Genomic DNA, 13297 nt, shown 5'->3' with positions numbered 1-13297 from the left:
ATTACTTGGGGCGCTTTGTTTTTGCTTATCCGCCAAGCTCAAGAATCGCCAATGGAAGTGGAGTAAGTCATGTCGGCCATTCCCCCCATCCAGCATCCGGACCAACTCTTCATTGGCGGTAAATGGGTAAAGCCTTCCGGCAACCCAACGTTCGACGTGTTCAATTCAGCCACCGAGGAGCTGTTTGTCAGCGTCGCCGAGGCACAGGCGGCGGACATGAGCGCGGCAGTTGCGGCTGCGCGACATGCCTTTGACCATGGGCCTTGGCCGCGAATGACCCCGGGCGAGCGCGCGACGTACATGAAGCGCATTGCTCACGAGTTGGCCCTGCGGGCCGACGATCAGGCAAACACCTGGGTCATCGAGTCAGGCGTGACGCTGGCGATCGCGCGTGGGAGAGCCGATGCCGTTGCGGGCGTCTGGGAGTTCTACGCGGGACTGGCCGAGACGTTTCCGTTCCGGGAAGTGCACGAGCCCGCCGTCGCGAAGGTGGGGCTGTTGGTGCGCGAGCCTGTCGGCGTCGTGGCCGCGATCATCCCGTGGAACGGGCCCCTGCTGATGCTGGCCTATAAGTGTGCACCCGCTCTCCTCGCCGGCTGCACCGTCGTCGTAAAGGGCTCGCCCGAGGCGCCGGGGGCCGCATATTTGTTCGCCGAAGTGTGCGAGAAAATCGGTTTGCCGCCCGGCGTTGTCAACGTCGTGATAGCCGACCGCGAAGTCTCAGAGCTTCTGGTCCGCAACCCCGATATCGACAAGGTAACGTTCACCGGGTCAACGGCTGCCGGCCGACGGATCGCTTCCATCTGCGGTGAACGGATCGCCCGTTGCACCCTGGAACTCGGCGGGAAGTCTGCGGCGGTCATTCTGGACGACTATGACGTTGAGCAGGCAGCAAAAACCATCTCCGCCATGTCTATGTTTCTGACAGGCCAAGTCTGTTCCTCGCTGACGCGGATCATCGTCGATCGCCGGCGTCACGATGACCTGGTCGATGCCCTCAGCGCCTGCTTCTCCACGGTGAAGATCGGAGACCCATTCGATCTGACCACGCAATTGGGCCCACTGGCGACGAGCCAGCAGCGCGGTCGTGTCGAAAGCTACATCCAACTGGGGCAGGAGGAGGGCGCCAGGCTCGCGGCCGGAGGCAAGCGTCCTGCGCACCTGAATCGCGGCTATTTCATCGAACCGACGGTGTTCGCCAACGTCGAGAACCGCTCGCGCCTCGCCAGAGAAGAGATTTTCGGCCCGGTCTTGGTCGTGATCCCAGCCGATAGCGAAGAGGCTGCGATCCAAATCGCCAATGACACGATCTTCGGCCTGAACAACTCGGTTTTCACCAACGACATCGACCGGGCTTACCAAGTGGCGCGGCGGCTCCGTTCGGGAACGGTGGGCCACAATTCCGTTCGCTCGGATTTCGGGATTGCGTTTGGTGGCTTCAAGCAATCGGGCCTCGGACGGGAGGGTGGGCGCGAGGGTCTGCTACCTTTCCTGGAAGCCAAGACGTTGCTCATGGACGCAATGCCTAACGAGAGGGGTTGACGGGAGCGGCACGCGCCGCTCATCGTGTTTCGCGGTAGGGATGGGCGCCGGAGGTAGGAATGGGAGAAAGACCACTTCCCGTGCGCGGTATTGCCGTGTTCGAAGCAGCGGCTCGCGCGGTCAGTTTCCATGCGGCTGCCCAAGAACTGAATTTGACACCGTCCGCGGTCAGTCACCAAATCCGACTGCTCGAAGAGACCCTCGGCGTCCGGCTGTTCGAGCGCGTGGGACGTGGTGTGACGCTGACGGCTGAAGGTGCTGACTACGCGCTCTCCGTGCGGGTAAGCATGCAGCGGCTGCGGATCGCCACGAACCAGATCAGGGCACGCGCGAAGGCGGGCGGCGCTTTGGAGGTCGTCAGGATTGAGCTCCCCCCCTCGCTGGCTCACTGCTGGCTGTTGCCGCGCTTGGCAGAACTGATCGCGCAGCATCCGGGTTTGGACATCCGGGTCAACGCGCAGGGATCTCATCTTCAGAGAGATCGATCACCCTTGCCCCTTTTGACGGATGCGCCCGCGGATCTTCAGATTGTATATGGCGACGACAAGCTTTGGTCCGATAGAGCTTCGCGCCTGCTGTCCGAAAACTTCCAGCCGGTTTGCGCGCCTGCGCTCCTCGCGCAAGGCCGCATGAAGTCTCCCGATCGTCTCCTCGAGCACACTCTCCTGAGCACCTCTCTAAACGCAGTGACATGGGAGGAATGGCTGAACTGGCAGGGTGTCGATCTCGACAGAAGCGCAATCAGCACTTTGCAGATGGACCCCTCCCACCTTGCGATTGAAGCCGCTGTTCGCGGCATGGGCGTCATCCTTGAGAGCAGTATCCTCGTGGAGCGCCAACTGCTCACCGGAGCTCTCGTCGCGCCATTTCCAGACCTGAGCCGGCCGGGATTTTCCTATTGGCTGTACGCGCCGTCGCAGGGGAAGCCCAGCACCGCTGTGGAGGCGGTTGCCGAGTGGCTGCAGGACAGTTCGGCCCTCAGCCCGGCGCCAAAAGATTCTTACGCGATCAGCTGACGCTTTCGCGGGTTCCGCATGTCAGCTTAAGTCGCCGCCATCTCGCACCGGTCGGGGGCCAAATCTTCGGCAGCTGTAGGCGCAATCGCACCTGAGTGAGCGCGAACGCGTACGAAAGCAGGGCTGCCGCCGGCAACTGTAAGTCACTGAAGGGAAAGGCAGAATGGGCGAGATACATGCGCCCATGAAGTCAAAGCAGCAGCCGGCAGCCTCTTGAATTTCGACTTCGGACTCAAGAAAGCCGGGAGGGTGGATGGCGCTCCAGTCTAGGCGCGACTGAAATGCTATTCATCAATGGCGAGCAATTATATTCGCTTGTGCCCAAACCATAAACTAGCCGAATTTACTACTAGTGAGGAACTCACGGAGACTGAAGGCGGTCCTAGTAAAATAGCAAATCTAGTTTGGGCCACCTTCACCCAAGCAAGGGGGGAAGGAAAAAATCATGCGTCCGTTCACCGTCACAACCCGTATTGCCGCAGCGGCAGCCACAGACGAAAATAGTCCGACGAGCCGACTGGGTATCGTCTCCCAGCGCGCGTTGCTGATCGCCGGCGTTGCCAGTGTCAGCCTGCTGACGAGCATTCCATGTATGGCCGCCGAGGCACAGGCCGCACAGAACGTCGGAATCGACGGGAACGCCAATGACGGCGAGAATGTCGGTCTCAACGAGATCGTCGTCACCGCCAGTAAGAGCGCCGCTACGACGGTGCTCAAGGCGCCGACTTCGATCCAGGCTATTTCAGGCGAGTCTCTGCAGAAGCAGGGCGTTATCGGCTTCATGGACGTTGCGGGAAAGATACCCGGCCTCGCAGTCCAGGATCTTGGCCCGGGCGACCGCAAATATGTTATCCGCGGTATCAGCTCGACCGGCGCTTCGACGACCGGCGTCTACTATGACGAAGCCGTGATCAGCGGATCGAATGCCAATGATGGCGGCGGATTCCAGTCGGATATCCGGCTCTACGATCTGGATCGCATCGAGGTGCTGCGCGGCCCGCAAGGCACGCTCTACGGTGCCGGATCGATGAGCGGTACGATCCGCTTCATCACCAAAAAGCCCGATCTCAACGAATTCAGCGGATATGTGAGCGGTGAGGTGTCCAGTACCAGCCATGGCGGCACCAACTACAATGCCAACGGCGCCCTGAACCTGCCTGTCGTCTCCGATAAGGTGGCCCTGCGCTTGGTTGGCTGGGGTATCGACGACAGCGGTTTCGTCGATCAAGTCCGCGTCGGCGCCAGCTTGAACAACCCGATTGGCCTTGTTCGCAATGTCAACAACGACAATGTCCTCGGCGGTCGTGCCATTCTGCGCATCCAGCCTACCAGTGCCCTGACAATCGACGCTTCGTACACGCGCCAGCGTTCGACAACGAACGGCTCGTCGCGATACACGCCGGAAGGCATTACGGCCTTCGAGGTGCAGGGCGCCCCTATCATCCAAGGGTGTGATCTGTGCAACACGGACGTCGGCCGCACACCTCGCGAGGACAACCTTGAGGTGTATAGCCTGACCGCGAATTACACGACCTCGTTCGGTACGTTCACGGCCACGACCAATCAGTTCAATCGGGATCACGACTATAATATCGACAACACGGCGATTCTGACGAGCTTCGGTGTTCCCCTTCCCGTCGTGACCTTTGAAACGGTCAAGCGTAAGGTGAACTCGAGCGAACTACGCTTCGCTTCGGACTTTGATTTTCCTGTCAATTTCGTGATCGGCGGCTTCCGCCAACGCGAAACCGCGGACCTCGACATCGGTATGCTCGCCATCAATGGTGAGGGGCGGCCGATAGGTCGGTTCAGTCCGCTGAATTCGCAGGACGCGCTGCTGAATCCGGGCGTCGGCAGCACCGTTTTCGGTCGAACGGACTACCGCTCGGGAACCCAGTATGCGGCGTTCGGCGAGGCAACCTGGAATGTTACCGAGAAGCTGAAGCTGATGGGTGGCCTTCGCTACTTTAGCGAAACGCTGAATGGCGTCCAGCAGAACACCCATCTCGTCGGTGGTTTCCCCGAAGGCGTCGAAAGCGAGGCTCCTGTCGTAAACGAGGAACAAACCAATAATAAACTGACCTTCAAGCTGAACGCCAGTTACGCGTTCAACGAGAGCCTACTCGTATATGCGACAGCTTCACAAGGGTTCCGCTCCGGCGGTCTCAACCCGCCCAGCATCTTTGGCCCCATTCCTCCGTCGTTCGGGCCCGACACGCTCTGGAACTATGAAATCGGCGCCAAAGGTCGCTTGTTCGGTCGTCTTCTGGAATATCAGGTCAATGCCTATTGGATCGATTGGAAGGATATTCAGGTACAGGAAGTGACCCAGGTTGCGGCCCTCCACTACATCGGCAACGCTGGCAATGCGGTTTCGAAAGGCATCGAGTTCGAGTTGACGGCCCGGCCGATCCAGTATCTGACGATGAATCTCTCGGGATCCTTTCAGGACGCCTATCTGACGGAAGGCGCGACCCCGGAAGAGCTGGCCGCAAATCCCACCCGGGGGGTGACGGGTGACAAGCTGCCGGATGTGCCGCGGTTTCAATATGCGCTGGGCCTCGATTACACGGCTCCCCTGCCGTTCGACGGCGACTGGACGGGCACATTGGCGGCCGACGTCAGCTATCAGGGCAAGCGCGACGCCTATTTCGACGCGAACCCGTTCAACATCGAGCTGAAATCCTATACCCTGATCAATGCGCGCGCCGGAATATCGAATGAGCTATGGCGCGCGACATTCTTCGTGCGCAACCTCACCAACAAGCGGGCGCAGGTCTCCGCGATCAATTCGAACCAGGATCCTCACGCGCTGATTACGGTCCGTCCGCGGACGATTGGGCTGACGCTCGCTCGCAACTTCTAAAATACGCGGCGCTGCCGCGAGGAAGAGAAACGGCAATCAGACATGACAAGCAGCGAGGTGGGAGCGCCTCGCTGCTTGAGCGAAGCAACAAGTCTAGGAAGAACGAAATGAGCGCGTGGAGTTCAACTGGGATCGATCCTAAGAAGCTGAAAGAGAAGTATGCAGAGGAGCGCGATAAGCGGCTCAGCACTTCGACCGGACGGAAGTATGCGCTTGCGAAGGATTACGAGGGCAGCCTTACGGAGGATCTGTGGCGCAAGCGCCAGAATGACCGGGCTCCTCACAATGAGGAGATTGACGTCCTCGTAGTCGGCGGCGGTATGTCCGGCATCATGACCGCCACTCGGCTGATCCAGAACGGTGTGACGGACCTTCGCTTGATCGAACGCGGTGCGGAATTCGGAGGCACTTGGTATTGGAACCAATATCCCGGAGCAGCCTGCGACAGTGAAGCCCACATCTACCTGCCGTTTCTTGACGATACCGGCTACGTGCCGTCGCAGAAATATACCGGCCAGACCGAAATCCAGGCATATCTCAAGCAGCTTGCTTCCTTCGGCGGCGTAACGCCGCGAGCATTGTTCAACACAAAGGCACAATCGCTCACCTGGGATGAAGATAGCCAGCGCTGGATCGTGCGAACCGATGTGGGCGATGAATTCCACGCGCGCTTCATCGCGCTTTGTGCGGGAAGTTTCCTGCAGCCGAAGATGCCCTCGATGGAGGGAGTCGAGACCTTCAAAGGTCACATGTTCCTGAATTCGCGCTGGGACTATGACTATACCGGCGGCGCACCTGGCTACCCCCAGATGACGAAACTGCGCGACAAACGCGTCGGCATCATCGGCACGGGCTGTTCCGCCGTGCAGTCTATTCCGCACCTCGCCCAATGGGCGAAGGAATTATACGTTTTCCAGCGTACCCCTTCGATGGTCAATTATCGCGCGAACGCGAAGACCGACCCCGAATGGGCCAATTCGCTCGAGCCGGGCTGGCAGGAAAAGCGGATGGACAATTTCGAAATTTGTCTGCTGACACCTACTGAAGCCAAGGAGGATCTCGTTGCCGACGCCTGGACGGAGTTGGCGCGATCGATGGTGGATCTTGAGCGGGCGAAGGCCGCCGTGGGCGGAGCAACCACAGATGATGCCGAACTCGTGCAGATCGCCGACTTCCTGACGATGTCGGGATACTGGGACCGAGTGGACGAGATCGTCGCCGATAAAATGACCGCCGAAGCGCTGAAGACTTATTATTACGTGAACTGCAAGCGGCCGACATTCCACGACGAGTATCTTCCATCGTTCAACCGACCGAACGTGACTTTGGTGGATACACAAGGGAAGGGCGTCGAACGGATTGCACCGGAAGGCGTTGTCGTCGGGGGCAAGCTGTTCGAACTCGATTGCATCATATTCGCGACGGGATTCGAGGTGTTCACGCACACGTACCTGACCGGCGAATATACTGTGACGGGTGTTGGAGGGCAGTCACTGCAGGATAAGTGGGGCAAGCAATTCCGTACACTCCACGGCATGACCACACATGGCTTCCCGAACATGGTTCTGGTCGGCCACATGCGAGACGGAGGAGGGACGACCAACTCGAATTATCCGTTCCACCACCAGTCCGCCCATGTCGCGAAAATCATCAAGAGGACGATCGATTCCGGTGCATCGAGCTTCGACGTGACCAAGGAGGCCGAAGATGGATGGGCGCGTACGATGAGGGAGAAGATGCCGCCGATACAGCAATTTCTGGCGGATTGTACGCCCGGCTACCTGAACAATGACGGCAATGTCGACGATAACGTTTTGCGGCTTTCGATTTATGGGGGCGGTTCGCTGGAATATGCGCAGATATTAAAGGATTGGCACACGGGAGAGGGCTTCGAGCGCGACCTGGAGCTAGTCGGAAAATAGAATAGAAGGCCTGTCTTAGCCATCGTTCGGCGCGCTTCAGTCTGGTGCCGACAGCATCTGTTTGCTTCCATGACGTGTCCACCGGCGCAGCTCGAAGTTTACTATCGACTTGAAGCGGCCTTGTATTGCGCGCTCATCTCGACGATGAGATTACATGGCCTTCGGTGGTACCGGATGAGAGTTCTATCGCACGTGATCGGATAATTCTATATGCTCGCCAACCTGGTTCGCATCGTACTGGTCCCATCGGCAGTATTCCTGTCCGTTTTGTTTGGTGGCTCGTTCGGATCGGGGCGTGAAGTTGTCGAGTTCATGAGCGACAATGGCCCCGCCGGCGGCTTCATTTCGATCGCGATTATCGCCGCGGTCTATTCGACCTGCCTGTTCCTCAGCTTCGAGCTGTCTCGGCTGTTTAAAGCTTACGAGTATCGTGGATTCTACAAGCTCCTCTTGGGACGTGGCTGGGTCATATATGAACTGTTCATCACGCTTGCCGTGATCGTCGCTTTGGCGATCTGCGCATCGTCGTCGGGCGAGGTCTTGAACTCCCACTTCGGCCTCCCGACGCTTGCCGGCGGCTTCCTCCTGCTGCTGCTGGTGGCTGCACTGAATTATGGCGGGCGTGACATTGTGGAGCGTTCGATGGTCGCCAGCGTGCTTGCGCTGGCGGCGATGCTAATTGTGCTGCTGGTCATTGTTCTCGCAACCAGGAGCGATGCGATAGCGAGCGCATTCGACATCGAATCCTCGCTCTCGGACGCCGTGCGAGACGGATTCAGATATTCGATCACGAACGTCGGATTCATTCCGCTCCTACTCTACTGCGGAACGCAACTAAAGAGCCGGCGTGAGACGTTGATAGCCGGCGTCTGTGCCGGATTTGCAGCAATCATGCCGGCCGTCGTCTTTCACCTTACGTTCCTGGCGGACTATCCGAACGTTATTGCCCAAACCCTGCCTACCTACGTCATGATCGAGGCGCTGACTCCTGCGCTGTTTCTCGATGCTTATGTACTCGTGCTGTTCGTTCTGATCGTGCAGACCGGTGTCGGGATGCTCCAGGGTGCTATCGAGCGCATCGATAGCTGGAGGAAGGAAAGTACAGGGGCAGGGCTAGGCAAGCTTGGTCATGCCGGCTTCGCAAGCGCCGCGGTTCTTGCGAGCGCGGCGCTTTCGTCGATCGGCTTGGTAAACCTAATCGCGCAGGGCTATAATTATTTGTCGATCATATTCGCCGTTATATTCGTTCTGCCGCTCTTGCTGGTTGGGATTCCCCGGATTGTCCGCCAAAGTCGGGCGAATTCGAACTGAGCGATCGCGACCCGCTGCGGTTCGGTGCAAATTGCTCGCCCATTTGAATGAGAAGATTTCGCCAATCGGGTCTCGCAAAATATGCTTACATTAACGGCAGGCTCAACGCCCCGTGCCTTTTTCGGCGCCGGGCGCCGCAATGTGGAGGGTGAAGACGATGCAATCCGGTTATTCGATGCGTATCCGCGCTGTTGTAGCGAGCCTGGTGCTGTGCTGCGGTTCCGGATCCGCGCTGGCGCAGCAGTCCGCCATCGACGAGAACGTCGCAAGGCAGTTCGCCGAGGCCGCCAAATGTTTGCCCAGTGAGGCGACCGATCCACAGGCTCTACACATTAACGGGTCGAAGCCGTTCGTATACAAGACGATCGGCGAGACCGAGCTTCGCCTTCACGTCTTTACGCCCGCAGGGCGAACGGCCGGCGCCAAATCCCCGGCGGCCGTCTTCTTTTATGGCGGTGGATTTCTCTTCGGCGAGATCCGCAGATTCCAGACTCAGGCGACGCATCTAGCTCTGCACGGCGTGGTGACGGTGCTTGTCGACTACCGCGTCAAATGCAGACATGGTTCTTCCATACTGGAATCCATCGCAGACGCGAAATCAGCCATGCGCTGGGTGCGCGGGCATGCGGACGAACTCGGTATCGACTCTTCCAGGATCGCGGCCGTCGGAAGCTCGGCCGGGGGCCATCTGGCCGCAGCAACGGCACTCGTCCCGGGCTTCGACGACCCGGCCGACGAGAAGATCGACCCGCGGCCCAATGCGCTTGTTCTTTACAACCCCGGGCTTGATACCGGCACGCCGGCCAGCCGCGCGAGATTGGCGCTGATACATGGCAAGGATGTCGCCGATCGCGGTCTCGAATTCTCGCCATCCGAGCATCTCAAGCATGGCTTGCCCCCGACGATCATCTTCCAAGGCACGGCTGATGTGCTTACGCCAATCGAGATTGCCGAGCAGTTCTGCGTTCGCGCTAAGGCCCTGAAATCTGAGTGTGAGTTGGTGAGCTACGACGGCGCACCACATGGGTTCACAGAAATCTGGATGGGTTTGGAAGATGCGTCTCTTGGCGTGAAAACCGAAGAGTGGGCAGAGGACACGATGCGTCGCACCGATGCGTTTCTCACCAAATTGGGATGGCTGCCTCAGCGATAAGCGAAAGCCAGAAGTTGAACGGCCAAAGCGGCTCAACGCGAGCGCGCCTGATGAAGCACGCACCTGATTTATCAGTGGCCGCACCAATGTCATGCGTGGTGGACGCAGTTGCCGAAGCTCGCGAGGCTATTCAAGTCGCTCGAAGACGCGATCTCTTCACAGCTCGTGGGATGAAAATATGATATCGCGCCCTACAGGCCGAGCGCGCCTGGATCGACGCAATGATGTCGGCGTCGTTATCATGGACGACGGCAAGATGAACTGTGTCAACAGGCCAATGCGCACCGCAGTCATGCGAGCGCTGGAGGAGGCTCTGGCCGATCCAAAGTTGCGGGCAATCGTACTTGCAGCTGAGGGGCGGGCGTGGTGCGCGGGCGCCGATCTGAATGAAATGGACGATGAAGAGGCCGAGGCGGATCCGAATTTACAACTCACAATGACGGGCTGGCTCGATGACTGCCCAAAGCCGGTCGTGGCGGCAATCCAAGGCCCGACCCTTGGGGGTGGTTTCGAGCTGGCGCTCGCCTGTCATTACCGTGTTGTCTCTCGAGACGCGCTGCTCGGCCTGCCCGAGGTAAAGCTTGGTCTCTTCCCGGGCGCTGGCGGCACCCAGCGCTTGCCCCGCGCAATCGGCTTGGAGAATGCGACGAACCTGATCCTTGCCGGGAAGATCGAAAAGGCGCAGGTTTTCGAGGGTACGGACCTCATCGACGAATTCGCGGAAGAGGACGTATTAACGGCGGCCATCGCATTCGCCCGCCGCTTGCCGGAAGGCAAGCCTCCCCGGCTGCGGGATCGGCCTGTGCGACATCCAAATGCGGAAGGGTATCTTGCATTGGTGGCAGCGGCTGTGAATGCGAATCCCGCGCGACTTCCGGGTCAGCCAGTTGCCGTGGCCTCGCTTCTCGCCGCGGCGACAAAACCTTTCGATCAGGCGCTTGCCGAAGAGTACGCGAGTTTTCGTTCACTAAGGGCATCACTCGCTTCGTACCCTTATCGCCACGCGTTTTTCGCGCAGCGCAAGGCGGCTGTGGTGAAAGATCTCGACCCGGCGCCAAAGGGACGTGAAATCCGGTCTGTTGCTGTGATCGGCGCGGGAACGATGGGCCAAGGCATTGCGATGGCGTGCGCAGAGGCAGGCTACCCTGTCTGGATCTTGGACTCAGACAAGGCTGCTCTTGCACGCGCGCAAGAACGCATTGGTGAACACTACTCCGCACAAACTTCGCGGGGCCGGATCGATGCACCGGCGGCATCTGCGTTTCAGTCGCGGATCACGGCGGTAACCGACTATGTGTCGATCTCCGATGCCGATTTGGTGATTGAAGCCGTTCCGGAAGAAATGCCGATCAAGCAGGCTGTCTTTGAAAACCTTGATCAGGTGATGAAACCGGGAGCGGTTCTGGCAACCAATACCTCCGCCCTTGATGTTGATCGCATCGCTGCTTTTACACGGCGTCCCGATGACGTGGTTGGTCTGCATTTTTTCAATCCGGCCAATGTCATGAGCCTGCTTGAGGTGGTTCGCGCGCGTAAGACTGCGGATGATGTGCTGGCGGGCGCGCTCGCGTTTGGACGCAGGCTCGGCAAAGTTGGCGTCGTTGCGGGTGTCTGCGACGGATTCATCGGGAACCGAATGATTGAGCAATATCTGAAACAGGCTCAATTCATGGTCGAGGAAGGCGCCGCACCAGAGCAGGTTGATCGTGCTCTGGAGCGCTGGGGAATGGCTATGGGGCCGTTCCGGATGAATGACTTGGCCGGCAACGACGTGACCGGTGCGATCCGCGAGCGCAGGCGGACGGAACAGCCGGGCTCAATCCATCCCGCCGTGCCCGACATTTTGGTTGTGCGGGGTTGGCTTGGACAAAAAGTGGGGCGGGGCTGGTATGACTATGGCGACGGGCAGCGAAAACCACGTCCGAATTCGGAACTGGCGGCGTTACTGCCGCAATGGCGGGCGGATAACGCCATTTCTCCGCGCCGTATCAGCGATACTGAAATCGTGGACCGTTGCATCTACGCGCTGATCAATGAAGGGGCTGCGGTGCTGGCCGAAGGCGTTGCTCAGCGCGCATCGGATATCGATGTGGTTTATCTGACCGGCTATGGTTTCCCTGAGCGGACAGGCGGGCCTATGTACCTGGCCGATACCATCGGCATCTCCAATATCGTGCGCCGTATGCGCGAATTCGCCGACTGCAATCATGGAGATCCTTCCGTCTGGAAGCCGCATCCGTTGCTCTGCGAGCAGTTCGATACCTTTCGCAATCTCCGTGATTTTGGAAACCAGGAATGACCGAGGCCGTAATCTTTTCAACCGCCCGCACCGCCCTTGCAAAATCGTGGAAAGGTGCCTTTAATATGACGCATGGCGCCGAGCTCGGCGGCCATGTTATCGATCATGCCGTCCAGCGCGCGGGCGTCGAGCCCGGCAGCGTTGAGGACGTCATACTCGGTTGTGCAAACCCTGAAGGCGCGACAGGGTACAACATTGCCCGTCAATCCGCGATCCGGGCAGGTCTTGGTACGAGCGTGCCGGGGCTCACCGTAAATCGTTTTTGCTCTTCTGGTCTTCAGGCTATCGCGCTCGCAGCGCAGCGGATCATTGCGGGAGAAAATGACGTTCTGGTTGCGGGTGGAGTGGAATCCATCTCATGCGTTCAGAACCACCTGAACATGCACATGCTTCGGGATCCTTGGCTCGCTGAGCATGAACCCGCTATATATATGCCTATGCTGCAAACCGCGGAGACGCTCGCCGAGCGGTACGGTATTGGGCGGGACCAGCAGGGCGAGTACGGCGTCCGGAGCCAGTTGAAGGCTGCGGCGGCTGCTGCAGAGGGCCGGTTCGATGCTGAAATCGTGCCGATCAGTGTTACGATGGGCGTAGCCCACCCCAAAACGGGGGCCGTCACCACGCGCGAAGTGCTGCTGAGTGCTGACGAAGGTATTCGCGCGGACACGACACGCGAAGGTGTCGGTTCGATTCGACCGGCGATGGAAGGCGGCGTAGTTACGGCAGGCAATGCTTCTCAATTCTCGGACGGTGGCTCCGCCTGCGTGCTTATGAGCGGGAAGGAGGCTGCGCGTCGCAACCTGCAGCCGATGGGAATATTCCGCGGCTTTGCCGTAGCCGGATGTGAGCCCGATGAGATGGGTGTCGGCCCGGTGTTTGCAGTGCCAAAGCTGCTAGAGAGGGCGGGCCTCAAAGTTGCCGACATTGATCTTTGGGAATTGAACGAAGCATTCGCCGCTCAGGTGCTATATTGCCGTGACCGCTTGGGTATTCCCGACGAGAAGCTGAATGTTAGCGGGGGAGCTATCGCCCTCGGCCACCCCTATGGCGTCAGCGGTTCGCGCATGACGGGACATGCATTGATCGAGGGCAAGCGGCGGGGTGCGCGGCTTGCGGTGGTAACCATGTGCGTGGGTGGCGGCCAGGGAGCGGCCGGCCTTTTTGAGATCTGCTAACGAAGCCTGTGCG

At 59.2% G+C, this 13297-nt stretch carries 8 protein-coding genes; all 8 read left to right on the top strand.

Annotation, left to right across the window (positions count from 1 at the left end; all coding sequences use genetic code 11):
- The first annotated feature begins 69 nt into the window (after positions 1 to 69).
- The 8 genes from ACE3TJ_RS06510 to ACE3TJ_RS06475 all read left to right on the top strand — a co-directional run bounded on the left by ACE3TJ_RS06510 (position 70) and on the right by ACE3TJ_RS06475 (position 13284).
- Positions 70 to 1542, top strand: a complete 1473-nt coding sequence (locus ACE3TJ_RS06510; protein ID WP_374595038.1) for an aldehyde dehydrogenase — start codon at positions 70 to 72, stop codon at positions 1540 to 1542.
- An 80-nt stretch (positions 1543 to 1622) separates the two neighbouring features.
- The gene (locus ACE3TJ_RS06505; RefSeq protein ID WP_374595036.1) at positions 1623 to 2558 is read left to right on the top strand and encodes a LysR substrate-binding domain-containing protein; all 936 of its coding nucleotides are present in this window, start codon (positions 1623 to 1625) and stop codon (positions 2556 to 2558) included.
- A 445-nt stretch (positions 2559 to 3003) separates the two neighbouring features.
- A complete protein-coding gene (locus ACE3TJ_RS06500) occupies positions 3004 to 5424 on the top strand; it encodes a TonB-dependent receptor (RefSeq protein ID WP_374595034.1) in 2421 nt (806 codons plus the stop codon).
- Between the two features lie 107 nt (positions 5425 to 5531).
- Positions 5532 to 7346 carry a flavin-containing monooxygenase gene (locus ACE3TJ_RS06495; RefSeq protein WP_374595032.1) on the top strand — a complete coding sequence of 605 codons (1815 nt, stop codon included), beginning with the start codon at positions 5532 to 5534 and terminating at the stop codon, positions 7344 to 7346.
- Positions 7347 to 7556: 210 nt separating this feature from the next.
- Entirely contained in the window at positions 7557 to 8657 is a 1101-nt protein-coding gene (locus ACE3TJ_RS06490; RefSeq protein WP_374595030.1) for a hypothetical protein, read from the top strand.
- Between the two features lie 157 nt (positions 8658 to 8814).
- A complete protein-coding gene (locus ACE3TJ_RS06485) occupies positions 8815 to 9810 on the top strand; it encodes an alpha/beta hydrolase (protein WP_374595028.1) in 996 nt (331 codons plus the stop codon).
- A 91-nt stretch (positions 9811 to 9901) separates the two neighbouring features.
- Positions 9902 to 12109 (top strand): 3-hydroxyacyl-CoA dehydrogenase NAD-binding domain-containing protein, encoded by a 2208-nt coding sequence (locus ACE3TJ_RS06480; RefSeq protein WP_374595026.1) that lies wholly within the window; start codon positions 9902 to 9904, stop codon positions 12107 to 12109.
- Positions 12106 to 13284, top strand: a complete 1179-nt coding sequence (locus ACE3TJ_RS06475; RefSeq protein ID WP_374595024.1) for an acetyl-CoA C-acyltransferase — start codon at positions 12106 to 12108, stop codon at positions 13282 to 13284. The genes ACE3TJ_RS06480 and ACE3TJ_RS06475 overlap by 4 nt, the downstream gene beginning before the upstream one ends.
- Positions 13285 to 13297: the final 13 nt, after the last annotated feature.

This window comes from Sphingosinicella sp. (assembly GCF_041916975.1).
Classification (GTDB): Bacteria; Pseudomonadota; Alphaproteobacteria; order Sphingomonadales; family Sphingomonadaceae; genus Sphingosinicella.
This window is presented reverse-complemented; position numbering and strand designations above follow the sequence as displayed.